At 35.1% G+C, this 24,739-nt stretch carries 24 protein-coding genes; 4 read left to right on the forward strand and 20 right to left on the reverse strand.

Annotated features, from left to right (window positions below):
• Positions 1 to 159: 159 nt before the first annotated feature.
• The 16 genes from BM296_RS12820 to BM296_RS12890 all read right to left on the reverse strand — a co-directional run bounded on the left by BM296_RS12820 (position 160) and on the right by BM296_RS12890 (position 15,046).
• Entirely contained in the window at positions 160 to 1,131 is a 972-nt protein-coding gene (locus BM296_RS12820; protein ID WP_091903401.1) for a TIGR03571 family LLM class oxidoreductase, read from the reverse strand.
• Between the two features lie 58 nt (positions 1,132 to 1,189).
• A complete protein-coding gene (locus BM296_RS19740; RefSeq protein ID WP_317041538.1) occupies positions 1,190 to 1,768 on the reverse strand; it encodes an aldo/keto reductase in 579 nt (192 codons plus the stop codon).
• Entirely contained in the window at positions 1,720 to 2,127 is a 408-nt protein-coding gene (locus BM296_RS19745; protein ID WP_317041539.1) for an aldo/keto reductase, read from the reverse strand. The genes BM296_RS19740 and BM296_RS19745 overlap by 49 nt, the downstream gene beginning before the upstream one ends.
• Before the next feature lie 11 nt (positions 2,128 to 2,138).
• A complete protein-coding gene (locus tag BM296_RS12830) occupies positions 2,139 to 3,347 on the reverse strand; it encodes an MFS transporter (RefSeq protein ID WP_091903807.1) in 1,209 nt (402 codons plus the stop codon).
• Between the two features lie 25 nt (positions 3,348 to 3,372).
• Entirely contained in the window at positions 3,373 to 4,311 is a 939-nt protein-coding gene (locus BM296_RS12835) for a cyclase family protein (RefSeq protein WP_091903403.1), read from the reverse strand.
• 134 nt (positions 4,312 to 4,445) lie between these two features.
• On the reverse strand, positions 4,446 to 5,543 hold the full coding sequence (locus tag BM296_RS12840) for an L-dopachrome tautomerase-related protein (RefSeq protein WP_091903406.1): 1,098 nt from the start codon (positions 5,541 to 5,543) through the stop codon (positions 4,446 to 4,448).
• 32 nt (positions 5,544 to 5,575) lie between these two features.
• Entirely contained in the window at positions 5,576 to 6,058 is a 483-nt protein-coding gene (locus BM296_RS12845; protein ID WP_091903407.1) for a cupin domain-containing protein, read from the reverse strand.
• A 118-nt stretch (positions 6,059 to 6,176) separates the two neighbouring features.
• Positions 6,177 to 6,749, reverse strand: coding sequence for a Crp/Fnr family transcriptional regulator (locus BM296_RS12850; RefSeq protein ID WP_091903409.1), 573 nt, complete (start codon positions 6,747 to 6,749; stop codon positions 6,177 to 6,179).
• A gap of 259 nt (positions 6,750 to 7,008) precedes the next feature.
• The gene (locus BM296_RS12855) at positions 7,009 to 7,419 is read right to left on the reverse strand and encodes a DoxX family protein (RefSeq protein WP_091903410.1); all 411 of its coding nucleotides are present in this window, start codon (positions 7,417 to 7,419) and stop codon (positions 7,009 to 7,011) included.
• 82 nt (positions 7,420 to 7,501) lie between these two features.
• Entirely contained in the window at positions 7,502 to 7,975 is a 474-nt protein-coding gene (locus tag BM296_RS12860) for a Crp/Fnr family transcriptional regulator (protein WP_091903412.1), read from the reverse strand.
• A gap of 126 nt (positions 7,976 to 8,101) precedes the next feature.
• The gene (locus BM296_RS12865; RefSeq protein ID WP_177214959.1) at positions 8,102 to 8,944 is read right to left on the reverse strand and encodes a serine hydrolase; all 843 of its coding nucleotides are present in this window, start codon (positions 8,942 to 8,944) and stop codon (positions 8,102 to 8,104) included.
• Positions 8,945 to 9,227: 283 nt separating this feature from the next.
• Positions 9,228 to 10,148 carry a hypothetical protein gene (locus BM296_RS12870; protein WP_091903416.1) on the reverse strand — a complete coding sequence of 307 codons (921 nt, stop codon included), beginning with the start codon at positions 10,146 to 10,148 and terminating at the stop codon, positions 9,228 to 9,230.
• Positions 10,149 to 10,375: 227 nt separating this feature from the next.
• Positions 10,376 to 10,882 (reverse strand): SMI1/KNR4 family protein, encoded by a 507-nt coding sequence (locus BM296_RS12875; RefSeq protein ID WP_091903418.1) that lies wholly within the window; start codon positions 10,880 to 10,882, stop codon positions 10,376 to 10,378.
• 133 nt (positions 10,883 to 11,015) lie between these two features.
• The gene (locus BM296_RS12880; RefSeq protein ID WP_143099070.1) at positions 11,016 to 12,131 is read right to left on the reverse strand and encodes a hypothetical protein; all 1,116 of its coding nucleotides are present in this window, start codon (positions 12,129 to 12,131) and stop codon (positions 11,016 to 11,018) included.
• Positions 12,132 to 12,305: 174 nt separating this feature from the next.
• Positions 12,306 to 12,959 carry a fructose-6-phosphate aldolase gene (gene fsa / locus BM296_RS12885; protein WP_091903422.1) on the reverse strand — a complete coding sequence of 218 codons (654 nt, stop codon included), beginning with the start codon at positions 12,957 to 12,959 and terminating at the stop codon, positions 12,306 to 12,308.
• A gap of 56 nt (positions 12,960 to 13,015) precedes the next feature.
• Positions 13,016 to 15,046, reverse strand: coding sequence for a transketolase family protein (locus BM296_RS12890; protein ID WP_091903424.1), 2,031 nt, complete (start codon positions 15,044 to 15,046; stop codon positions 13,016 to 13,018).
• Between the two features lie 401 nt (positions 15,047 to 15,447).
• Here BM296_RS12890 and BM296_RS12895 point away from each other — a divergent pair, with 401 nt between their 5' ends.
• Complete coding sequence (locus BM296_RS12895) at positions 15,448 to 16,380, forward strand: alpha/beta hydrolase family protein (protein WP_091903426.1); 933 nt, start codon at positions 15,448 to 15,450, stop codon at positions 16,378 to 16,380.
• Here the strand turns inward: BM296_RS12895 and BM296_RS12900 are convergent, their stop codons facing one another.
• The 4 genes from BM296_RS12900 to BM296_RS12915 form a co-directional block, all read right to left on the reverse strand.
• A complete protein-coding gene (locus tag BM296_RS12900) occupies positions 16,381 to 17,070 on the reverse strand; it encodes a VIT1/CCC1 transporter family protein (RefSeq protein ID WP_027067522.1) in 690 nt (229 codons plus the stop codon). It abuts the gene before it with no gap.
• Positions 17,071 to 17,073: 3 nt separating this feature from the next.
• A complete protein-coding gene (gene rpiA / locus BM296_RS12905; protein ID WP_091903428.1) occupies positions 17,074 to 17,751 on the reverse strand; it encodes a ribose-5-phosphate isomerase RpiA in 678 nt (225 codons plus the stop codon).
• Between the two features lie 128 nt (positions 17,752 to 17,879).
• The gene (locus BM296_RS12910) at positions 17,880 to 18,752 is read right to left on the reverse strand and encodes a universal stress protein (protein ID WP_091903430.1); all 873 of its coding nucleotides are present in this window, start codon (positions 18,750 to 18,752) and stop codon (positions 17,880 to 17,882) included.
• A gap of 81 nt (positions 18,753 to 18,833) precedes the next feature.
• Positions 18,834 to 19,523 carry a Crp/Fnr family transcriptional regulator gene (locus BM296_RS12915; RefSeq protein WP_091903432.1) on the reverse strand — a complete coding sequence of 230 codons (690 nt, stop codon included), beginning with the start codon at positions 19,521 to 19,523 and terminating at the stop codon, positions 18,834 to 18,836.
• Positions 19,524 to 19,641: 118 nt separating this feature from the next.
• On the opposite strand from BM296_RS12915, the gene BM296_RS12920 reads away from it, so the two are divergent.
• From BM296_RS12920 to ccoN, 3 genes are all read left to right on the forward strand, one after another.
• A complete protein-coding gene (locus tag BM296_RS12920; RefSeq protein ID WP_091903435.1) occupies positions 19,642 to 22,038 on the forward strand; it encodes a heavy metal translocating P-type ATPase in 2,397 nt (798 codons plus the stop codon).
• A 286-nt stretch (positions 22,039 to 22,324) separates the two neighbouring features.
• The gene (ccoS, locus tag BM296_RS12925) at positions 22,325 to 22,534 is read left to right on the forward strand and encodes a cbb3-type cytochrome oxidase assembly protein CcoS (protein WP_027067526.1); all 210 of its coding nucleotides are present in this window, start codon (positions 22,325 to 22,327) and stop codon (positions 22,532 to 22,534) included.
• Between the two features lie 2 nt (positions 22,535 to 22,536).
• Positions 22,537 to 24,735: a cytochrome-c oxidase, cbb3-type subunit I gene (gene ccoN / locus BM296_RS12930; protein ID WP_027067527.1), complete on the forward strand. Its 2,199-nt coding sequence runs from the start codon at positions 22,537 to 22,539 to the stop codon at positions 24,733 to 24,735.
• Positions 24,736 to 24,739 lie beyond the last annotated feature (4 nt).

Consider the following 24,739-nt stretch of genomic DNA (forward strand, 5'->3'; position numbering starts at 1 on the left):
GATCAGTTGCGTACAAATAGGCTAAAATTCTTTGAGATACAATATAATAAAAAGTAGAGAAGGACCATCGTCTTAGCCAGCACTAGCAATTAATTATACACGTTGCTGCCACACATTTTAATTGAGGAATTAATATTCTTTTATTTTTTTATGAATCATTTAAAAACCAATAGCAAACTCTGGTAATACCACCTCCTCAATTTTAGCAATAGCCTCACTTACGGGAGTTTCAGACTTTCTTAGGTTTATTGCCATATGATTGACACCGACGTTTTCATAAGCTTTTAAATATTCGGTAAGATGGTTGATGCCCACAGTGCCACCAAAGCGCTGTGGTTTAAAAGTCACATTGTCGTTTTTAGATAGGTTTAAATGTATAGCCGAAATATAAGGCTTTGCTGCTTGGTCTTCATCGTACAAAGCATTACACCAGTATTTTCTATTTTCTAAAGTTTCGGCAACCGGTCTTGGATAATTAAACCAAGCTTGCGCGTTTTTGGCAATCCAGTTAATACTTTGTCCGGAATGACCAGCTACTACAAGTGGAATGTCTTTCTTCGGTTTTGGATAGACTTCAATACCGCTATTTAAAAAATCATACATAGATTTTAAATCGCTATTAGTTTTCCAAGCTTCTTTAATAATGTCAAGATTGTTTCTAAAGATTTCAGGTCTTTTTTTATAGTCGATATTGTACATTGGGAACTCTACAGGTCTGTCTCCCAAACCTAAGCCTAACATTAGTCTGCCATCACTTAAATTTTCTATGGTCGCAATAGCTTTTGCCAATTTTATAGGTTGCTGTAGTGGCAATACTATGGCAGCTGTACCTAGTAAAATGTTTTTGGTAGCAGCAGCTAAATAGCCCAAGTAAGGTAGGGTGTCAAACAATTGCGCACCATCACCAAAGTTAGGGTCGTACACCGGAACATCTCGCATCCATAAAGCGGCGAACCCTGCTTCATCAATTTGCTTTGCCAATGCTAAATGATTGGAGATATCTGGAACTCCAAATGGTCTGTTGTCTTCCAAACGTTTGCGATTGCCTACGGTTGACCAATCGTTATCTAAAGGAAACTCTATACCAAGTGTCATTTTACCTGGTTTGTATAGTTTATCAAATGGATTCATAATGTGTTTTTTATTAAATTCATCAGGTATCCGCTAAGACACCTGATGAATAATATGATTAAGCATTCCAGATACTATCTGCAGTGTATGGTCCGTTTTCAACTTCCCAAAATTTACCATCTATAAAACGGTGTCCTTTATCTAAATCCTTCAATAATGCCATATCTTCTTCAGTAAGTGTATGGTTTAACGTCTCTAAATTCTGAAGTAATCGTGCTTCATTTATAGATTTAGGAATTACCGCAATGCCTCGTTGTATTGTATATGCCAATGCGACTTGTGCAGGCGACATATGTCTTGCTTTGGCAATGTTTTTTATCGTATCATTTTCTAACAAACGAAGCGTGCTATTGTCATCTACAAGCGAACCTAAAGGTGCATATGCAGTTAGCAGAATATCGTTTTTTACGCAGAATGATTGTAATGCTTCTTGCTGTAAAAACGGATGCATTTCTACCTGATTCATTTCTGGTTTATGAACTGCACTCGCTTTTATTTCTTTCAACTGATTCTCATTGAAATTACTCACGCCAATATGCTTTGCAAGTCCTTGTTCCAAAGCAGCTTCCATTCCTTTCCAAGTATTGGTTAATGGTACCTCTGAAAGCGGAATAAAATCAGATGCTTTTTCTGGCATTTCCGTTCTTTTTTTAAAGCTACTGGCCAGTGGATAAGATACAGGTCTAGATAATCTAGTTGTAAATCTTCTAAAGTTTGATTCAACGCAGGAATTACATTCTCTTCACCGTGAGAAGCATTCCATAATTTGGAAGTCACCCATAAATCCTCTCTTGAAACCAAACCTTGTTTAATTGCATCAGCAATGGCATTACCAACTTCTTTTTCGTTACCGTATGCCGCAGCACAATCTATATGTCTGTATCCAATTTTTATAGCCGAAAGAACAGCATTGTACACTTCATTAGGTTCAGATCTAAAAGTTCCTAATCCTAAAATTGGCATTTCGTCGTTATTTCTAAATTTTAATGTAGTCATCGTTATTATATTTATATTTTTTCTCTTTTGAATAAAACAAGTGTCAACAAGAACCCTACAATTACTAGAATACCGCCTACCCAAGGTGTTGCTTCAATACCTAAGCTCGATTCTACAACCATACCGCCTACATAAGCACCAATAGCAATACCTACGTTAAATGCTGCAATGTTTAATGCAGATGCTACGTCTTCTGTTCCTGGTAAGTACTTTTCCGCCATTTTCACTACGTATAATTGCAATGCTGGCACGTTTGAAAAGGCAAGTATTCCCATAAAAAACAAGGTTATTATTGCAAAAATCTGACTAGAAGCCGTGAAGTATAAAACAAACAACACAATGGCTTGTAACGCAAACATTACCAATAATGCTTTACCTGGTTTGTTGTTAGATACTTTACCTCCAATAATATTTCCTATAGCAATGGCGATACCATAAATTAAAAGGAATACACTGGTCATATTTGAAGAGAAACCAGTTACTTCTTCTAATAGCGGTGTTAAATAAGTAAAAGTTACAAACGTACCACCATAACCAAATGCAGTAATGGCTAATACCAATAAAATAGACGGATTTTTAATCACTTTTAATTGATCAATAAAACGTAATGGTGCAGATTGTTTGATGTTTTTAGGCACCAAAGCTAAACTAGCTATTGCACCTACTAATCCTAAAAGGGCTACACCAATAAAGGTTGCTCTCCATCCAAAATTCTGACCAATGTATGTTCCTAAAGGCACACCAGTTACAATAGCCACAGTAAGACCTGCAAACATTATAGAGATTGCAGTTGCCCTTTTATCTTTAGGAACTAAACTAGCTGCAATGGTAGAACCGATAGAGAAAAATACACCGTGAGCAAAACCTGTTACCACTCTTGATAATAGCAACAACTCAAAACTAGGTGAAATAGCTGCTAATCCGTTACCAATTATAAATAGCAACATAATGCCCATTAATAACTGTTTTCTTGGAATTTTACCTGTTAGGGCAGTTAGTATTGGTGCACCAATAGCAACACCAATAGCATAGAGACTTACTAATAATCCTGCTGATGTCAATGATGTGCCTAGATCGTTAGCAACTGTTGATAATAAACCTACAATTACAAATTCTGTTGTTCCTATGGCAAATGCACTTATGGTCAATGCCCATAATGCGGCTGGTAGTCCTTTCTTTTTAGCTACCGTTGTGTCTTTATTTATAGTTGATGTTTCCATAATTTCTAATCGTTTTTTGTTATTCTTATTTAATAGCAACAGGATTTATTTGTACTTGCGTAGAGCCTTCATATAAAGGGTGACCTAATACAAACAGGAATTCCCAAGCCTTATCAGCAACCAACTCATCCACAAGAATGTTTTCTAATACCTGAACACCATATTCAGTTGCCATCATTTGATTTACAGGAAAAGAAAGTTCGCTGTTTTCGTGTGGTACAGCCTCAAAAGACCAGTTATCTGCACCTGCTGCTACAATTCCTTTTTTACCTAAATAATGCGCAGCTTCAACACCAATTCCAGGTCCACCAGCTAAATAGCGTTTATCATCTTTACCCATTAATTTTGTCCATCCCGTGTAGAACAATACCACATCACCTTTACGAATTTCAACACCTTGTTTTTTAGATACTTTTTCAATGTCTTCAACTGTAAAAACAGTGCCTTCTTTTACAATATCTTGATTGTAATATGAGCGCATATCTAGCACAACACCTCTAGTTACAATTGGAGGTAATTTTTCTAGACCTAATTTTTTCACACCAGATACGGTTAAAAAATCTTCTACTTTATGTCCGTTATAATGCACATTGTCTCTACCGTAATGTGCCAATCCGTTTATTTGAGACCCAACACCTGTCCAACCAATTAATTGATCATCTACGTAAGTGAATTTGTTAGAACCTGCAGCAGCTGTTTCTGGTTGTAAAGTTTCAATGTGAAAGTATCTGTGACGAAAAGCTGCAGTTTGTGCATTTACCACCATTCCTAAGCGATATACTTTTCCTTTTTTAACCAATTTTACCGCATCTAAAACTGTTTCTTCATTCAAAAGGTTTAGTGCGCCAATTTCATCGTCAGTACCATAAGGTGACGTTGGTACTTGTTGTGCGTTTGTAGTTAAAGCAGTGAAAAGTGTAGCTGCTAAGGCAATTGTTTTTAATGTATTTACTATTGTTTTCATTTTAATATGTTTTTAAATTTCTTATACAAATTTCCGATTAAAGCAAGAGGTGTGCGAGGATGTACATCACCATTTTAAAGTGATGTATGTCACATTTTAATTTTGATCATACATCACCTTGTTTATAATTTTATTTAATCTTGAAGCTTCATTTTTAATACCAAGTATGGCGGTTTACTAGCATCTTTTCCTTCATTTAACAAAGGCAGATTATGAAGCTGATTAGCTACTATATATAAGTAGTTTCCGTGTATGGCAACACCATCGGGCCAAGACAGGTCTTTTTTGGATTGCGCAATGGTTTTCATTCCAGCAGGCGTACTTTCTACAATGGCTGAATTTTCAACATCGGTTACATATACTTTTCCGTTTGCACCCACTTTAAATCCGTCAGATTTTGGTTTATTGGCATAAAACTCGATGTACTTATTCAGTTCGCTATCTTGCTTACTTTCATCTGCTAATACGGCAGAAGGTATGCGGTAAATTTTGGTATTCCCCATTGCACCATAGTAGATGTAATTGTTTTTGTCATCTATAGAAATTGGATTTAATGGGTATCTTGGTTGAATGGTAGTACCGTCTTTTCTTTTGTGGGATACTAATCTACCGTGAATTTTCACTGGTTCATCAGCAGGTAAAAATGAAGCATTCCCTTCCAAAACACGTCTTATATAACCTGTTTCTAAGTTTATCACAACAAAAGCTGGTGCAATTGGCGGATTTAAAGCATCGGTCATATCTGCAATTACCGCAGTGTTGTTTTTAACATCGATTACAAAATCCTGTAAAAAAGGTTTTGTTGATAATACCGTATTCGGGATAGGAAATACTTTTGTTACATTACCGGTAACCAAATCAAAACCAAGCAATTTTGGAACCTGATTTTGTTTCACATTACCCATATCCAAAACCCAAAGAATTCCGTTAGCATCTGCTTGAATTCCGATGGTTGAACTGATACCTTTTATACTTCCGTTTTCTGGTTTTACAATCCATTCTTTATCACCAAACGGAATGGCTTCTCCATTAGGCAAAATTTCTTTCACCATATATTTTGAAGTACTTAAGGCACTCATTGTTACAAATATTCTTCCGTCGTTAGACACCGTTATATTTCCTGGTCTAGATTCTGGAAATGTTGCTATCGTTTCTAATTGTGCTTGTGCTAATAGTGTAAAATTCATTACAAATGCGAACAAGACTGTTTTTATAATTGTTATTGTTTTCATCGTTATTATTTTTAAAAGTGAATATGATTTAATTAGTTGCCTAAAAATTTCTTTTGGGTTGAAGGGTCTACCCAGATAACATCGCTTGGGTCTCTTGCAATGGCATCAAAAACGAGCACGTCTAACGGACCTTCTAAAATTTTTCCGTTTCCGTGCGCTGTGCCTTTTCCCCAAAACAATAAGTCGCCTTTTCCTGCAACCACAGGACCTTTATCGGCAACATAAAATTCTGCTTTGCCATTTAAAATGTAGAGGTAGGCATCAGATTTTGCGTGGTAGTGCATAGGCACTTCGTCATACAACCGAAATATTCTAACGCCTGCGTGTTCACGGTCTATTAATCTGATGTCTTTGATGATACCATTATGACTTTTAGGAAGTAGCGTTACGTATTCATCAATATTAATAATACCGTAGGCGTTACCCATTAACGGTCTTTTGTCTTCTTGCGCATAGGCGTTAAAACCTATAGCAATTACCGTAAATAATAGAAATAATGTTCTTGTAGTTTTCATAGTACATTGTATTTAATTGTTCGATACAAAATTCTATGAAAACTAAGGGGTGTGCGAGGACATACATCACGGATTTTTTGTGATGTATATCAATCTTGAAAAGTGATTTAGGTCACTTTTAGCTGTTAAAACGACTTAAAGTTTCTCTGGATACGCCTAAATAAGAAGCGATTAATTTTTTAGGAACGCGTTGTATTAATTTTGGAAGTTTGTTTAATAGATACTCATATCTACTTTCTGCGGTCATTGTAAGCAAAGACAAGATTCTTTGTTGCAGATTGATATAACCGTGGTTAGATTTAATTCTGAAGAAATTGGCAACGGCAGGGACTTCAAAACAAATTTTTTCCCTGTTCTCTAAAGACAAACAGAAGAACTCAGAATCTTCAAGACAATCCACAAAAATAGTCCCAGGTTCTTGATGTTGAAAAGCACAATGGTCACTCACCCAATAGTCTTCCATGGCAAATTGAAGAATGTGTTCTTTGCCTTTTTCGTCTATGGAATACGCTTTTACTAAGCCTTTGATAATCCAATATTCAAAGTCTACAGGTTGCCCAACTTGTATTAAGAATTGGTGTTTTTTAAGACTTTTAAATTCAAAGTGCGATTTTACAAAATTCCACTCCTCATCAGTTAAAGAAACGATTTCCTCAAAATGTTGTCTTAGTAACTGTAACTTGTCTTCCATACCGCAAATTTATTTTTTATTTCTGTTTAAGGAAAGTTTGCTAGTGTTTAAATCAATTGATAGGTGTTACTTGTTTTTAAATGTATGGAAACGGTTGGTATATGGAAAGTAGCAGATTTATTTGCGATAACTGTCCGTTTAAACAAAAATAGCAGAAAAGAAATAAACTTTAAGTTTAGCTCTTTTCTGCTATTTTATATACATAGTTGTATGCCGTTTTTATTCAGCTCAGGTAATGTATAAAGTAATTAATTTTACATTAATTCTTTGCAAGTATAGGTGCTTTTTTACTTCTTCCCCACGCAATAAAAAGTGCAAGTCCTAGTAAAATTACATTCATTCCTATTGCAGTAAACTCTCCTCTAGAAGCATGAAATCCACCGGCTAATACCATAACCAAGGCTAAACCAAGAGCAGCCAATATCGTTAAATTAGGTTTCCATCTGAAAATAGAAGGGATTAATAATCCTAAACCACCCAATAGCTCACTAATTCCTATAAATTTAACCAACGCAAGCGGGGTATTTGCTACCCATGGAAGAGATTCTGTAAGTGCTTCAACAGGTTGTGTAGCTTTCATTAATCCAGCCATGATAAACATTACGGCTAATAATCCTTGTGCAATCCATAATGCTATATTAATTGCTTTGTTGTTTTTTTGATTTGTCATTTTACTTTCTTTTTATTTCAGGCACAAATGTCATAGTTTAAGAAAACCTATGCATTGATGTACATCAAGAAATGACATTAGTTTATTTTTCTAGAGAAAGATCATGTCGGACACGACTTAAAGCTTCAGGCGTAATTCCTAAATAAGAAGCTACCATTTTTAATGGAACCCTTTGAATAATGTTTGGATACGTTTTAATAAAATGCTCATACCTTTCTTTTGCATTTGAACTCATTAACATTATAATCCTATTTTGCATAGTATTTAACCTTCTTAACAAGGCATTTAAATCAGGACCTTCTTTTAATAAATCCTCTTTTAAAGCAATATTTATAATAGTGTCTTCAATAGCATCTATAAATAATTGACAAGGTGTATTGGGTTCACAACTATCAGCAACTAACCAATGTTCTGGACCAAACATAAATATATGTTCTTTCCCTTTTTCATCAATTGTATAGCTTCGCAACAAACCACTTTCAACAAGATAAACCCTGGAACTAATATCTCCTTTTCGTTGTAAAACAGCTCCTTTTTTTACGTTTATTTTTTTCAATTATCAAGTCCTATTATAGTTTGTTCATATGGCATACAATGGTCTGGGCTATGAGTAATTGCGTGGTTTAGCGGTTAACTTGTTGTGTACTTGCAATTACTTATAGCCATTGTTGTGCGTTTGTTTTTATTCTCTTTTGTCTATTTCTTCTTTGCCCCAATAATCATAAAAAAGTCTACCAATTTCTGCTGAAAATTCAAATCCTGCATTCGTCGAATTAAGCGGTTTTGAATCATCCACATTGGTGCATTTTAGTCCGATAATATATTCACTTTTAGATGTTTTGACATAAGCAACATCTCCTCTATAACCTGGCGTATATCCTGCTTTGCCGTACAATTCAATTCCGGCATATATTGGTTTGTATTTTCCAAATGCTTCCATAGTTGTGACTTCTTCCACAAATGGACTCCAAGGCAAGTGACGAGCAAATCCATTATCCTCATAATGTTTTAGCATAATACTTTTGCATAAATCAGCTGCTTTAATCGAATAACCATATTCTTCTGGCCGAGCTAATATTTGAGCTGCAATTGCTAATGACTTTGCCGAAGTTGAAATCCATTCTCCTTTAAAAACCTCCCCTTTTACTTTGGTGTCATTAATACCTACTTTTTTCAAAAATTTATCAACAGCTTCTATTCCTCCTACTTCTCTTAAAAGTATATTGGTTGCAACATTGTCAGAAATGGACATCATCAAATATGCAACGAACGATAATGAAACTTGATTTCCAGGTATTTCGAAACGCAACACACCTGAACCATAAACTTTGTCTTTTTCAGTTAGTATTATTAGGCTTGTTGGGTCTATCGTGCCATCAATAACTTGTTCGGCATAGGTAAGTAAAATGTAAATTTTTGCTTCACTTGCTGCATTATGAACACTACTTGCATTAATATCTATAACTTGTCCAGTTGTGAGATTTTCTGCGTATAAATGAGCATCACCATCGAAGTTTTCAATCAATTCATTTAAACTACTATCAAGACTATAATCCTCTTTAACTTTAGTTGTACAAGATAGAAGTAATATAAATAAAGTTAATATTGATATTCTAAATGATTTGATTTTCATTAATCGTGATTATTCTGTTGATTAGTTTTGTCAAATGACGCGCAACGTGTTTATATTTGGTTTAATGCGTGGTTTAAGCACATAATTTAACACAAAAAAACCGAATAGAAAATCTGCGAGGATTTTCGTAAGTAAGCAAGTACTAGCAATGAATTAAACACGTTGTTGGCAACAGTTATTTATGTTTCCAATTTGTCAAGATAACAGCTATTTCTTTACCAACCTCTTTTTCTAAACGAGTTGATAATTCCGAATCAGAAAGTATTTCATTTTTGTTTAAATCTGTGTTAATTAAAAAATTGAGAAGCTTTATTAAAATATCGCTTTTACCGGAATTAATTATTGACTTTGCGTTTTGATAGAGTTGCATTTGATACCATTCATAGTTTTGAGGCGTTAGTTTTTGAACATATTTTTCTTCAAAATCTTTGAGTGTTTTAAATTCAGCCATTCTATCTCCAGATTGTATTACAAATTCTGGATAGGTATCCATTAATTCATAAGAAGAATTAGATTGCTCTTTTATAAAAGAATACATACTCAATGTGGCAAATAATTCTTGTAACCACTTTCTTTGCGGTTTAGTCCCTTCTTTAAAATGATAAAGATGTGCTAATTCGTGAATTGATAATGTCTCTCGGTAAAAGAGGTCCAAATCAATATTCTCTCCGTAAACAGGCTTTAATGAAGTCCAATATTGTTCAGGTAACTGAGTAACCATTTTTTCTATTTCTCGCGAAACAACAGACTTATCTAATCCAAGTATTACATTTCCATTCCCAGCTTGAGGTAAACCAGGTGGTGGGAAATATGCGTACTTACTCCACTCTTTATTTTCAATGAATAAAACAGCAAAGTCTAAATCTGTTTGAAAAATTTTGTCAAAATAAAGTTTAGCATTGTTAAGGTTCTTAAGAGTTTCTGTTGTGGTTTTAATTGAATCATTTGAAACCAAGGTTTTAAAAGTGTACTCTGTTTTCAATTCTATTAATCCACTATGAATAGAAGTGTCAATCCAAGATTCTTGACCTTGTAATTGAGTTGATAAACAACACAGTAAAATTGCAACCAAATTCGTTAAAGTTGATTTTTTCATAGCTATATTTATTTGTTGCCAACGTTTTAGCTAAGCGTAGTGCGGAGGTAAGGAAACATTTTCGTTTCCGTCTGTGCACGAAGCTAAAGCTTATTGTTTAGTTTTTTCTTTTTTTGTTCGAAAGCAAAATTCCAAAGATTTAGCGACTTCATAAATATACACAGACCTTGTCGTAAAACCCGAAGTCCGTATTAATTATAGACTTTGTTGTGGTTAGTTTTTTATTCCTATTTAGTTTCTTCATTCATAAAGCCCAAAACTCCATTAAAATAAGCTTCCAAATTTTTATGCTCCTCTTCTCCAGGAAACCAATTTGCAAACTTCCAATATTTCCATTTATCGCTTGATGAATTTGTGGGAATTAGCAGAAAGTATTGTTCTTCGTTTATTCCTCCAACAACTATACTTTTTTCAAGCTGCATTCCTATATTTTCAATTCCTTCAATACTGTAAGCTTCTATGATATGGCTGTCAATATTTTTCAGGAAGTCTATTTTGTTAATTGGCTCGAAAGTCAGTTCTATTTCGTTTGGCGCGGAAAATCCGTTTGTAATTGATAAAAACTGTTTAAAGTCATTCGGAAATTCAATTCCGAGTCTTTTTTCTATCAGTTTTATTTCAGTTTCAGCAGTCGGTTTAGCTCCTAACCATTTATTTTCAATCTGTTCTTGAGTGAACTCAAAATCAGCTAAGTCAATTGCTTTCTCTGATATTTGTTTTAGTAAACTGTTCATTTTTCAAAATTAACCACAACGATTGAGCTCGTATTTTTTTTTCTATAGTTGAAGATATTTTATTTATATAACTAAAATCTTATCCACTTAGAATATTCTGTTATTAATTTTCTTAATGTAAATAACATTTCCATTAATGAACATTAATTTTTGATATTCTATTGCCATCGTATTCAGCAATATATAGTTCATTACCATAAAGTGCTAATTCTCTTGGCCCAGATAACCCTGATTTTACATCTGTTACAGTAGTTGAATTAGATGAAACATCAATTTTTGAAATCTTATTTCCTTCATATTCAGCAATATATAGTATATCTCCATCAAGTGCTAATGCAGTAGGACCAGATAATCCAGTGGCTACATTTATTAATACAGGCTCTTTTTCCGAAATATCAATTTTAACAATTTTGTTACCAACTCTTAAAGCAATATACAAATCATTACCATTGAGTAATAAACCATCGGGGCGAGGACCAAATTCCAATTGAAGTACATCTATAAACGCAGGTGTTGTAGATGAAATATTAAGTTTTCTAATTTTATTTACGTCCGGCGCTGCCACATATAATTCATTTCCATTAAAAGCTAATGCTGTAGGACCATTACTTCCTAGGATTACGGGACTTATGATAGGCGTTGCGACTGATATATCAGTTTTAGAGAGTAGATTAGCTTGAGGCTGAGAAATATATAATTCGCTGCCAGAGAAAGCTAATCTGCCAGTAATTAATTCCGTTAACACATCTGTTGCGATAGGGTTTTCCTCAGAAACATTGACTTTTGATACTTTGTAACCATCTACTTCAGAGTAATATAAATCATCACCATTAAATGCTAATCCTACAGGGCTCAATAAATCTGTTGTTACATCTGTAATTGTAAATAAATCGATGGTAGTAAAACTAAAAACACTGCTTTCAGTAGAATTGCCATTACCATCATTAGCTATTACTTTCCAGTAATAAACTTCTTCGGATTGTAGGAAGGAGTCAAATGTAAATTTAGTTCCTTCTATATTGGATGCGATTATTGTATTAGGATTAGAATTATTGTCTAATAATAAATCGTAACTGATGGGGTCATTATCTGGATCTGTTGACGCATCCCAAGTTAATGTAGGCTTTAAGTCTATATTTTTTGATTGGTCGTTTACAGTCAAAAGTAAGAATGTATTTGGAGCTTGATTAGTAGGGGTTACTATAACCTCTTCATTATCAACATTATCGCCTCCACAACTGGAAATCAATAAAAATTTAGCAGTTATTATAAAAAAAATTATATTCTTTCTCATTTTCTTTTCAATATTTTAATAGATGTACCTTTAGTAAGTTTGGTCGTTTTTTAGAAGCACTAATTTAACACAAAAAAACCATCACTTTTCAGTGATGGTTTTGTATATCAATAGCCTAAATCTTACGATTTAGTTACCCTTATTGTAATCAGCTAAGAATTTCTCTAAACCGCTATCAGTTAATGGGTGCTTTAAAAGTCCAACAATTGAACCTAAACCACCTGTCATAACATCAGCACCAATTTTAGCACAATCAATAATATGCATTACGTGACGTACAGATGCTGCAAGAATTTGAGTTTCGTAACCGTAGTTATCATAGATTAAACGAATATCAGCAATCAACCCTAAACCGTCTGTAGAGATATCATCTAAACGACCAATAAAAGGAGATACATACGTTGCACCTGCTTTAGCGGCCAATAATGCTTGACCAGAAGAAAATACCAAAGTACAGTTAGTTCTATATCCCTTATCAGAGAAGTACTTAATTGCCTTTACACCTTCTTTGATCATAGGTACCTTAATAACGATTTGTGGGCTAATTTTAACCAACTTCTCGCCTTCTGCTATCATACCTTCATAATCGGTAGAAATAACCTCAGCACTAACGTCACCATCAACAACATCACATATTTTCTTGTAATGTGCCAAAATGTTATCAGCACCAGTAATGCCTTCTTTTGCCATTAAAGATGGGTTAGTTGTAACACCATCTAAAATACCCATATCCTGAGCTTCTTTAATCTCGTCTAAATTTGCTGTATCTATAAAAAATTTCATCTTTTTCTAATTTTAAAATTATTATGAATGTCTTTAGGGCAAACCCTAAATACTATTTACTTTAAAAAATCTACTACTTGTTGGTATACTTGATCTCCGGTGAACCCGAACTTCTCATCCAATACAGTTGCTGGTGCAGAATAACCAAAATGCTCTAAACCAAACACTTTTCCGTTTGCTCCTGCTAAACCTTCCAAGTTTACAGGAAGACCTGCCGTAAGTCCGAAAACTGGTTTGTTTGGCGGAATCACTTTTTCTTGGTAAGCTTCAGACTGTTGTCTAAAAATACCTTCTGATGGTATTGAAGCGATATTCACTTTTAGACCTTCTTTCTCTTCTAATAATTTAGTCGCCGCTACCAAAGTTGCAACTTCAGAACCATTAGCGATCAAAATAACATCTGGATCAGCTACTTCTTGTATTAAGTATCCTCCTTTTTCAGCTCCTAAAGCTTCCTCGTAACGGTTACCACTTTTCGCTGGAAGATCTTTTATCCCTTGACGAGATAAAATAAGTCCGGTCGGCGTTTTTTGGTTTTCCATTGCCATTTTCCAAGCTACATTGGTTTCTTGAGAATCCGCAGGACGCAATGCTACAAAACTTTGCTCGTGGCTATGGTTCTTTAATTTCTCTAACAAACGTATTTGTGCTTCTTGCTCTATTGGTTGGTGTGTTGGTCCGTCCTCACCTACTCTAAAGGCATCATGTGTCCAAACAAACTTCACCGGTAATTCTTGAATACAACTTAAACGTATTGCCGGCTTCATATAATCAGAAAATACGAAGAAGGTTGCAACTACTGCCATAACCCCACCGTGCAATGCAATACCATTTGCCATGGTAGCCATTGTTAATTCTGCTACACCTGCTTGTAAAAACGCTCCAGAGAAATCACCTTTCTTTAAAATGTGTGTTTTCTTTAAGAAACCGTCTGTTTTATCACTGTTAGATAAATCTGCAGATGATACGATCATATTCTCTACATTCTGCGCTAAATACGCTAAAACGTTAGATGATGCCGCTCTTGTTGCCTGACCTTCTTTTTGTGCTACTGAACTAAAATCAAGTTCAGGTAATTTACCTTCTAAGAAACCATCTAATTTTGCAGATAAATCAGCATTCTCTGAACGCCATGCATCAATTTCTCTTTTCTTAGCTTGTGCTTCGTCTTTCTTTTTATTGATAATACCTTCGTAATACTCTTCTACTTTAGCGTAGATATCAAAAGGATTAGCTACATCTGCACCTAAGTTTACCAAGGTCTTTTCATAATCTGCACCTGTATCGCCAATTGGCTTACCATGCAATTCTGTATACCCTTCGTACGGAGTACCATCTGCAGTTACACAACCTTTACCCATTATCGTTTGACCGATAATCAACGTTGGCTTATCTGTTTCTGCATTGGCATCTGTTAATGCTTTTCTTATTTGATCGTGATCATGACCATCAATGGTTACAACTTTCCATCCCCATGCTTCATATTTCTTTGCCGTATCTTCTGATGTTACCTCATCTGTTTTAGATGATAACTGAACATCGTTAGAATCGTAGAACATAATAAAATTGCTCAAACCTAAATGACCTGCAATTCTACCTGCACCTTGAGAAATTTCTTCTTGTACACCACCATCAGAAATGAAACCATATATCTTATGGTTCATCCAATCTCCAAAACGTGCCTTTAAAAAATTAGCCGCTACCGCTGCACCAACTCCCATAGTATGCCCTTGCCCTAAAGGACCAGATGTGTTTTCTATACCTCTTGCTACATCAACCTCTGGGTGACCCGGTGTTACCGATCCCCATTGTCTAAAATTAGCAACATCATTCTTCTCGAAATTACCCAATAGGTAATACTGCGCATACATCAATGTTGATAAGTGTCCAGCATCCATGAAAAAACGGTCACGGAATGGCCATTTCATATCAGAAGGATCATAGTTGAAAAATTCAGAATATAAAATGTGCATGTAATCTGCGCCTCCCATTGGCCCACCTGGATGTCCAGAGTTTGCCTTTTCTACCATCGCTACAGCTAATGCCCTTATATTATCGGCTGCTAATTGATCTAGTTCCTTGTTCATTATATTTTTAGATTATTTTTCAGGTTCGTGTTTACTTTAAAACTTCTAATATCTCCGTAAAGATACTTTATATCGGGCGCTAATTAAAATAATTTGCCCAACATAATTCTGTAGTATTCAAGTATTAAACGCTAGATCACCTATGTGTTATCATATGTACTCTTTCGAAAGGGTTTTCGAAAATAATCTTTTCAATGCTTTTCTACACATTAGCCCTTTAATTACTATAAGTAAGCTACTTACGCAGTACATTTGCCCATATATTAATATTGACAAAAGATTGATAATAAATGGAGACAGCCCGATATTTAAAATGTTAAGTTTACTGAATACTTAATTTTTAACGATTTAGCCTAATTCTGTTTACCCCTATTACCCTCCTTAATGCTACAATACCCCATATGATTTCGAACATATCTTTCTCTCTATTTTGTAAATGCATCGTATTAATTGGCACATTTTTGACTTGGAACTCCACGCTTTGTCAAGTCTCCAATAACACGCCCGATGCTGTACAGATGAAAACCTACAATTACGCCGATACCTTAAAGCTAGATTTTTATAGTATACCCTCCACTACCCTAGAATTGAAACCTACTGTGGTTTTAGTACATGGTGGCGGATTCACTGCCGGACAACGAAATGGGGGTGATGAAAAAAGATTGAGCACCTATTTAGCAAGGCAAGGATTTAATGTGGCTTCTATTAATTACCGGCTATCTAGAAAAGGAAAATCTTTTGGGTGCGATTGCCCAGCTTCCATTAAAATTGATACCTATGTTGAAGCTGTTGCAGATCTTTCTAAGGCCATAAATTACTTAACTAAAGATTCATTGCCTTTTAAGGCAGACCCTACCAAAATATTTTTGATAGGCAGCAGTGCCGGTGCTGAAACCATTTTAAATTTTCAATTTATGCGTTATGACTATCGCTTTAAAAACCTGCCTTATCCTAATGCAGAAATAGCCGGAGCAGTTGCTTTATCGGGCGCGGTTTTAGACGAGAACTATATTGATAATAGCAATAAAGTGCCATTACTATTTCTTCATGGGGTCAAAGATTCTATTATTCCCATAGATACTAATCCACATCGATTTTGCAGTTCTAATGAAACGGGCTATTTACGAATTAACGGACCTAAAGCTATTGCAGAACGATTATCTGATATTGGCGGAAACTTCAGCGTGTTTTATAATGAAAATGGCGGACATGAATGGGCCTCCCTAGGTTTTGATTTTCCAGAATTGATAAGTGATTTTTTAAAGGAGGTTCTTAAAGGAAATTTTTCAAAGCAAGAATTCAATGAAATTGCTGCTCCTGTAACTAAAAGGTAATTACGCTAGATTAACCTCGAACAGATGACCAATTAGTGCCGTAATTGCCATGGCTACCGTACCCCAAAAGCTAATTCTTAATACTGCCTTCCAGATATTAGAACCGCCCGCTTTAGCCGCAATTGCCCCTAAAACTGCCAAGAATACTACCGCAAAACCATACTGCACATATTCCATCTGTTCCAGCGGACCAAAATAGGCTACAAGAACAGGTAATAATCCGCCGAAAACAAAAGCTCCACCAGATGATAATGCCGCCAATAACGGATTAGCTTGTGTAATATCGTTTATGCCCAACTCATCTCTAGCATGGGCACCCAGAGCATCATGAGCAGTTAATTGCTCTGCAACTTGCAACGCCAAATTAGCATCTAAACCACGCTCTTCATAAATCTTAGCCAGTTCTTTGAGTTCTTCCTCTGGCATTTCTTCTAGCTCTATCATTTCTCGAGCTAGATCGGCTTTTTCTAAATCTTCTTGTGAGCTTACAGATACATATTCACCTGCAGCCATTGATAAGGCACCTGCTACCAAGCCTGCCACTCCCGCTAAAATAACGGGCTCTCTGGTCGTACTTGCCGCGGCAACACCTATTACCAAACTTGCTGTTGACAAAATACCATCATTAGCCCCTAAAACGGCTGCACGTAACCATCCGCTTCTAGTACCATAATGTTTCTCGTCTTGCATAGTTTATTTTTTCGATGTAGTTGCTTGCTCTCCTTTTCCAATAATAACCAAATTGGTCGATGTCAAAAACAAGCCGGTTTCTACAATACCGGGTATTGCTTTTAATTGTTGTTCTAAATCCGACAGTTTAATATTGGTATCCCAAATATCAATATCTACAATATCGTTATTCTCATCGGTTTTATAATCTTCATCACCGTTCATACGTTGAACAGGTTTTAATCCCATTTCATTAAGCTCTTTGATGATAAGTTGTGTAGCAAATGGTATAGTTTCTATGGGCAATTTAAACTTACCAAGGCGAGATACACTTTTAGAGGAATCGGCAATGATAATATTCAAATCTGAATTATGTGCCACTATCTTTTCTCGTAATAAAGCGCCGCCGCCACCTTTTATCAATTGAAAGTCTTCATCTACCTCATCTGCCCCATCAATTGTAACATCTAGCCTTTTTGCTTCTGCTAACGTAATTACATTTATACCAAGATTAGTAGCTGATTTTTTAGTCGCTTCAGATGTTGCAACGGCTTTTATCTCCAAACCGTTCTTAACCATTTCGCCAATAGCCTCAATCATAAAAAATGCAGTAGAACCGGTACCTAAACCAACTGTCATTCCAGATTTAATATATTTTACAGCTTCTAATGCCGCTACTTTTTTCTCGTTTACTGCGCTCACTTTAGTATGTATTAAGGTTTATTTGGTGTTAAAGATATTTAGAATAAATTGATAGGATTACCCTTAACACAAACTAATATGTAAAATTTTGTGATTATAAATACAACAAAACCTTTTCAGACCTTTATTTACTGACTCACACTTATGTTATTCTCACTTAATTGCAATGATAACATTGGTAGGTTACAGCAAAATGTGGATTTACCTACAATAAAATCATTACATAAATTTCTTAAATAACTATTAGCACCATTGGGCAGTACAATTAATTGGCAATTAGTTTGATCAACATACTTCTTTAAAGTAGTTGTTAAGGTAGTGTCCATATTTAAAGCCTGAATCTTATGAACAATATTACGTAATGAACTACCTATAGTTACGTGATTTAGTTGTTGTAAGTCTGATCTTGGGGAAATTGCATTTTGCAAGCTTGCAATTTCAACTGAACAATTAAATTCTTTTGCCAGTTTTGCCACGGGGTTTAATTCATCATTATTGAATAAATGATTGTGTTCCGATACTAATGAAATATGTTGCAAATATGTAAATTGCACCGCTGCAGGTATTACTAAAACGGGGCATTTGTCTACATTATTTAAAATACGAACTGTATTTCTTCCTAAAAAAATGGAATCATCGTCTGCAGCACCACTAGCACTCATTACAACAAAATCTATGTGTTGTTGCACAACCACTTCTCTAACCTCATCTATTAACATAGAAAAAGTTGAAATCGACTTATAGGTATGAAGCGGGTTATTGTATTCTTTTTTAATTCTTTTTATTGTTTTTTGCAATCCTTTTTCTGAGGCTAATTGGGCTGAACACGTTTTAGAAGTTTCAGCTATTCTACCTGCCATTAAACGGTTACTATATAATTCTGGTGTATATGCATTAAGAAAGTGAAACACACACTTAGATTCTGCAAATAGTTGTAATGCGTATTTAGTTGCATTCCAAGCAGCTGTTGAAAAATCGGTTGGTATTAAAATATTTCTCATGAATGAGGTAAATCATTTGAATGATAAATGTAGGCTCACTATAGAACTGAAACTATGACATTTATCAGAATAGTAAATTATTTAAAATCCGTCGGCAAGTTCTTGCAGCGTACAATCTTGTACTATCCCTATTTTCTTACCATCGGTCTTAATAAGTCCTTTTTTCTTGAATTCAGAAATCATACGAATTAGAGACTCGGTTGCCGCCCCAACAATATTTGCATAATCATCCCTACTTAATGTTAGTGAAAGAAATCCGTTCACATCTTCCCCATAATTATTCTTCAAATAAATGAAAGCTTCAGCCAAACGCTGCTTTACGGTTTTCTGAGACATATTTACAATAACATCATCGGCTTCTTTTAAGTCATGAGCCAAGTGTCTAAGTACTTCTAATGAAAAATACGGATTTGTATTTAAGATATTAGAGATGGTTTCTTTTGGTATAAAACATACTTCCATTTCACTAATAGCAGTTGCACTTAAATTGGTGAAATCTTCTGCAATTACAGAGCGCTGCCCCATAATCTCTCCCCTATTGGTCAATTTTACAATCTGCTCTTTACCATTACTACTCAATTTAGATAATTTAGATACGCCATTGCGTACACAAAATACCCCATCAAGTTTCTGCCCTTCCGTAAATAAAGCATCTCCCTTTTTTATTATCTTAGAAATTTTAGAATCTGAGACTTTTTTTAACTCGTCTTTATTTAACGCACGGAGTGAATTAAACTGTCTAATGATACAATTTTCACATCTATGTTCCATGGCAATATTATTTATTATCCGCCAAAAATAAACAAGCCTGCGAATGTATTAACTGACAATTATCATGTTTTAGATTGTGTATGATTTTCACCTTTGCCATACTTATTAGTTTAAATTTATGCAGGCTACTAATTGTTACCATTGCGGCGATCCTTGTGAAAGACAACTCATAACATTTGATGAAAAATCGTTCTGTTGTGCCGGTTGTAAAACTGTCTATGAAATTTTTTCCAGTAACGACTTGTCTCATTATTATGAACTACAAGCGGCGGCAGGTACTACCCCAAAAGCTATAGAAGGAAAATATGATTTTCTGGATAATGAAGAAATCATTTCTAAACTAACGGAGTTCAATGATGGCAACATTCAAATCATTAACCTTTATATACCCACTATACACTGTAGTTCCTGTATTTGGATTCTAGAGAATTTAAATAAGCTGAACAGCCATGTTACCAATTCTCAAGTAGATTTCCCCAAGAAAACAATACGTATCACCTATAAGCAAGAGGGTTTCAGCTTAAAAAACTTAGTCTTGCTTTTAGCAAAAATTGGATATGAGCCTTATATTTCGTTAGAAGATTTTGATGGTAAAAAGAAGGTTATAGACAGAAGCCTCATTTATAAATTAGGCGTTGCCGGTTTCGCTTTTGGCAATGTTATGTTTCTTTCATTTCCTGAGTATTTTGATTTAGGATCAAGCGCGGCATCGGGTGGTGAATTTTGGCTGAATAAATATCAAAATCTATTTAGATGGATGATGTTCATATTTTCACTACCGGTAGTTTTCTATGCAGGATGGGATTATTTTGTTTCTGCCTATAAAGGACTACGCGCAAAACTTTTAAACATAGATGTACCCATAGCCCTTGGTATTCTAGTACTTTTTCTAAGAAGTACTTTTGATATTACTTTTGATTTAGGAAGTGGTTTTTTTGATTCCCTAACAGGATTGGTTTTCTTTCTTTTACTAGGTAAATTCTTTCAACAAAGAACCTACAGCTTTTTATCTTTTGAACGCGATTATAAGTCATACTTCCCCATTGCAATTACAAGATTAAATACTAGTGGTAAAGAAGAAACGGTTCCTGTACAAGAAATTGTAAAAGGTGATAGAATACTTATACGAAATGAAGAAATGATTCCCGTAGACGGTACATTGGTATACGGTAATGCACAAATAGACTACAGTTTTGTTTCTGGAGAATCTGAACCCGTATCAAAAAATACCGGTGAACAAATATTTGCTGGTGGAAAGCAACTAAACGGAGTTATCGAAATGATTGCCCTAAAATCTGTCTCGCAAAGTTATTTGACCCAATTATGGGGCAATGCCGTTTTTAAGACGGATAAAGCAAATGCCTTTCAAAATCTAACCGACAGCATTGGCAGACGCTTTACTATCACAGTACTTTCAATAGCCTTTACTGCTACTACATTCTGGTTATTTTACGACCCATCTAAAGCTTTGAACGTTTTTACGGCGGTATTAATAATTGCCTGCCCATGTGCTATAGCATTGGCATCACCATTTACATTGGGCAATATGCTTCGCATTTTTGGCAAGAAAAAATTCTACATTAAAAACACGCAGACCATAGAACAATTAGCAAAAATTGATACTGCAGTTTTTGATAAAACAGGAACAATCACAACTACGCAAAAAAGTACAGCGCACTACGAAGGAATGCCTTTGACCCCTGAGGAGGAATCTATCTTAAAAAATACCATTAGAGCTTCTAACCACCCTTTAAGCAGATCTTTATATGATCTACTTAAAGAACAGAATATCATAACCTTAGATGAATATGAAGAACATGTTGGAAAGGGATTAAAAAGTTCTAAAGATGACATAAATATGAAAATTGGTTCTGCCAATTTTGTTGGTAAAGCCAATACAGATAATGTGCTTGACACTTCTATCTATATCAGTTCTAATAATGACTATAAAGGTAGATATGTTTTTCAAAATCAATATCGTGACGGACTCTCATCTGTTTTCAAAGAGATGTCTGAAACGCTAAATTTGGCGATACTTTCTGGTGATAATGAAGGAGAAAAAGAGCGACTAGAGGCATTGTTACCAAAATTGACTCCACTCTACTTTAATCAGAAACCTGAAACGAAATTAAAGTTCATAAAAACGTTACAAGATCAAGGAAAAAAAGTACTAATGGTGGGCGACGGATTAAACGATGCAGGAGCGCTGGCACAAAGCAATGTAGGTATAGCCATATCAGAAAACATTAATGTCTTCTCCCCTGCCTGCGATGCTATTTTAGATGCTACAAAATTTAAACAGTTATACAGTTATATTTTGGCTTCAAAGAAAGCAATACGTATTATTAAAATGAGCTTTATGCTATCGCTGCTATATAATTGTGTAGGACTTTATTTTGCGATTACTGGACAATTAGAGCCTGTTATTGCGGCGATACTCATGCCATTAAGCTCTATCAGTATTGTTGTTTTCACTACGATTATGACCAACCTACTTGGTAGAAAATTGCCGTAATCTGATGAATACTAATTCAAGTAAAAATTTGATTAGGACTAACTTATTCTGCGACTTACATTCATCTTATCACAAAAATATAAATCATATATTTTAACATAATCGGAATATTATTCTTCACTGTGAATATTATTTTAAATAGCTCATTTACAACATAATAAAACCTATCACTGATTACCCTATCATCTAATATATTTAAGTTTTTTAAGAAAAATTTTAAAGTATGACATTTGTCATTTTCTAAGGTATACAACCCACTTATTTTTACCGAATAATTCAGGTAGGTATGAGTGTTATTTATGTTTTACTAGCTATTAGTCTAGTTGTGGCGATTATCTTTTTCATTGCCTTTATCGTGTCTGTAAAACAAGGACAATACGATGATTCTTACACTCCATCTGTTCGTATGCTATTTGAAGATGAATTGGTCAAACCTAAAAAGACCGTTACAAAAGAGTTTAAACAAGAGAAAATCCAACTAAATAAACAAGTATAATTATGGAAGTACAGCAGTTTTATTACGATAACAAAATCGTGAAAAATTTCCTTTATGCAACCATGTTCTGGGGTATTGTGGGTATGTCTGTAGGCTTATTATTGGCCTTTATGTTCATGTTCCCCAATTTAACAGATGGTATATCATGGTTAAGTTTTGGTCGCTTACGCCCGTTGCACACCAACGCGGTAATTTTTGCATTTGTAGGTAATGCTATCTACGCAGGGGTCTACTACTCTACGCAACGTCTATTAAAGGCGCGTATGTATAGTGACTTTCTAAGTAAATTCAATTTTTGGGGCTGGCAGGCAATTATTGTAGCCGCCGCTATAACCTTACCTTTAGGATACACAAGTTCTAAAGAATATGCCGAACTTGAATGGCCTATTGATTTAGCTATCGCTGTAGTATGGGTTGCTTTTGGTGTAAACCTAATCGGTACCATGATCAAAAGAAGACAACGTCACCTTTATGTGGCTATCTGGTTTTATCTGGCCACTTTTGTAACCGTAGCGGTACTTCATATTTTCAACAGTTTAGAATTACCTGTTAGTGCATTAAAAAGTTACTCGGTTTACGCTGGTGTTCAAGATGCTTTGGTACAATGGTGGTACGGCCATAATGCGGTTGCATTTTTCTTGACTACTCCGTTCCTAGGTCTTATGTATTACTTTGTTCCTAAAGCGGCCAACAGACCGGTGTACTCTTATAGACTATCTATAGTTCACTTCTGGTCATTGATTTTTATATATATCTGGGCAGGACCACACCACTTATTATATTCTGCTTTACCAGATTGGGCTCAGAATTTAGGTGTTGCCTTTTCTATTATGTTATTGGCTCCATCTTGGGGTGGTATGATCAACGGACTTCTAACTTTAAGAGGTGCTTGGGATAAAGTACGTACCGATCCTGTTTTAAAATTTATGGTTGTTGCAATTACCGGTTATGGTATGGCAACCTTTGAAGGTCCTTTACTTTCTCTTAAAAACGTAAACGCAATTGCCCACTTTAGTGATTGGATTATTGCTCACGTACATGTTGGTGCATTGGCATGGAACGGTTTCTTAACCTTTGGTATGATCTACTGGTTGGTACCTAAAATGACCAAGAATAAATTATTCTCTATCGGTTTGGCGAACTTCCACTTTTGGATCGGTACTTTAGGTATTATTCTATATACCCTACCTATGTATGTAGCTGGATTTACACAAGCTTTAATGTGGAAAGAATTTAATCCAGATGGGACTTTGGTTTATGGTAACTTCTTAGAAACCGTACATGAAATTATGCCTATGTACTGGATGCGTGCCATTGGTGGTAGCCTTTATATTGTAGGAGCTTGTGTTATGATTTATAACGTAGTTCGTACTATTAAATCTGGAAGTACTATAGAAGATGAGTTAGCGGAAGCGGCTGCACTTACACGTGTTTCTAAACATAGAACAGCAGGTGAAACTTTCCATACTTGGTTAGAGCGTAAGCCTATTCAATTAACCATTTTAGCTACCGTAGCTATTTTGATTGGTGGTATCATACAAATTGTACCTACCATTTTGGTAAAATCTAACATACCTACTATTACAAGTGTAAAACCATATACTCCTTTAGAATTAGAGGGTCGTGACCTATATATTCGTGAGGGTTGTGTAAGTTGTCACTCTCAAATGGTTCGTCCTTTTAGAAGTGAGGTTGAACGTTATGGTGAATATGCCAAAGCTGGTGAATTCGTTTACGATCACCCATTCCTTTGGGGTAGTAAACGTACTGGTCCAGATTTATTAAGAATTGGTGGCAAGTACTCTGACAACTGGCATTTAAACCATATGTATGATCCACAAAGTACATCGTCCGGTTCTATTATGCCTTCTTATTCTTGGATGATACGTGATGAGCATGACCGTAGTGATATACAAGCTAAAATGGAAGCTATGGTAACTTTAGGCGTTCCTTACTCAGAAGAAGAAATTGCAAATGCTGATGCTCTAATGGATGCACAGGCAGAGAAAATTGAGAAGAACTTATATAGTGATCCCGATTTTGCAAGATCTTACGAAGCAGACAAAAAATATGCTGCAGAAAACGGTGAAGAATTCATAGAAATGAGAGACCGTGAAATTGTATCCTTAATTGCTTACCTACAAAGATTAGGTACAGATATTAAGGTGAAGGAAACTGGTGAATTATTATCTGATAAATAAAACT

It is taken from the genome of Maribacter stanieri (assembly GCF_900112245.1).
Taxonomy (GTDB): Bacteria; Bacteroidota; Bacteroidia; order Flavobacteriales; family Flavobacteriaceae; genus Maribacter; species Maribacter stanieri.

Coding starts and splice junctions, on each gene's coding strand:
- BM296_RS12820 (WP_091903401.1), bottom strand. CDS start 1,131: ATGAATCCATTTGATAAACTATACAAACCAGGTAAAATGACACTTGGT.
- BM296_RS19740 (WP_317041538.1), bottom strand. CDS start 1,768: ATGCCAGAAAAAGCATCTGATTTTATTCCGCTTTCAGAGGTACCATTA.
- BM296_RS19745 (WP_317041539.1), bottom strand. CDS start 2,127: ATGACTACATTAAAATTTAGAAATAACGACGAAATGCCAATTTTAGGA.
- BM296_RS12830 (WP_091903807.1), bottom strand. CDS start 3,347: ATGGAAACATCAACTATAAATAAAGACACAACGGTAGCTAAAAAGAAA.
- BM296_RS12835 (WP_091903403.1), bottom strand. CDS start 4,311: ATGAAAACAATAGTAAATACATTAAAAACAATTGCCTTAGCAGCTACA.
- BM296_RS12840 (WP_091903406.1), bottom strand. CDS start 5,543: ATGAAAACAATAACAATTATAAAAACAGTCTTGTTCGCATTTGTAATG.
- BM296_RS12845 (WP_091903407.1), bottom strand. CDS start 6,058: ATGAAAACTACAAGAACATTATTTCTATTATTTACGGTAATTGCTATA.
- BM296_RS12850 (WP_091903409.1), bottom strand. CDS start 6,749: ATGGAAGACAAGTTACAGTTACTAAGACAACATTTTGAGGAAATCGTT.
- BM296_RS12855 (WP_091903410.1), bottom strand. CDS start 7,419: ATGACAAATCAAAAAAACAACAAAGCAATTAATATAGCATTATGGATT.
- BM296_RS12870 (WP_091903416.1), bottom strand. CDS start 10,148: ATGAAAAAATCAACTTTAACGAATTTGGTTGCAATTTTACTGTGTTGT.
- BM296_RS12875 (WP_091903418.1), bottom strand. CDS start 10,882: ATGAACAGTTTACTAAAACAAATATCAGAGAAAGCAATTGACTTAGCT.
- fsa (WP_091903422.1), bottom strand. CDS start 12,959: ATGAAATTTTTTATAGATACAGCAAATTTAGACGAGATTAAAGAAGCT.
- BM296_RS12890 (WP_091903424.1), bottom strand. CDS start 15,046: ATGAACAAGGAACTAGATCAATTAGCAGCCGATAATATAAGGGCATTA.
- BM296_RS12895 (WP_091903426.1), top strand. CDS start 15,448: ATGATTTCGAACATATCTTTCTCTCTATTTTGTAAATGCATCGTATTA.
- BM296_RS12900 (WP_027067522.1), bottom strand. CDS start 17,070: ATGCAAGACGAGAAACATTATGGTACTAGAAGCGGATGGTTACGTGCA.
- BM296_RS12910 (WP_091903430.1), bottom strand. CDS start 18,752: ATGAGAAATATTTTAATACCAACCGATTTTTCAACAGCTGCTTGGAAT.
- BM296_RS12915 (WP_091903432.1), bottom strand. CDS start 19,523: ATGGAACATAGATGTGAAAATTGTATCATTAGACAGTTTAATTCACTC.
- BM296_RS12920 (WP_091903435.1), top strand. CDS start 19,642: ATGCAGGCTACTAATTGTTACCATTGCGGCGATCCTTGTGAAAGACAA.
- ccoS (WP_027067526.1), top strand. CDS start 22,325: ATGAGTGTTATTTATGTTTTACTAGCTATTAGTCTAGTTGTGGCGATT.
- ccoN (WP_027067527.1), top strand. CDS start 22,537: ATGGAAGTACAGCAGTTTTATTACGATAACAAAATCGTGAAAAATTTC.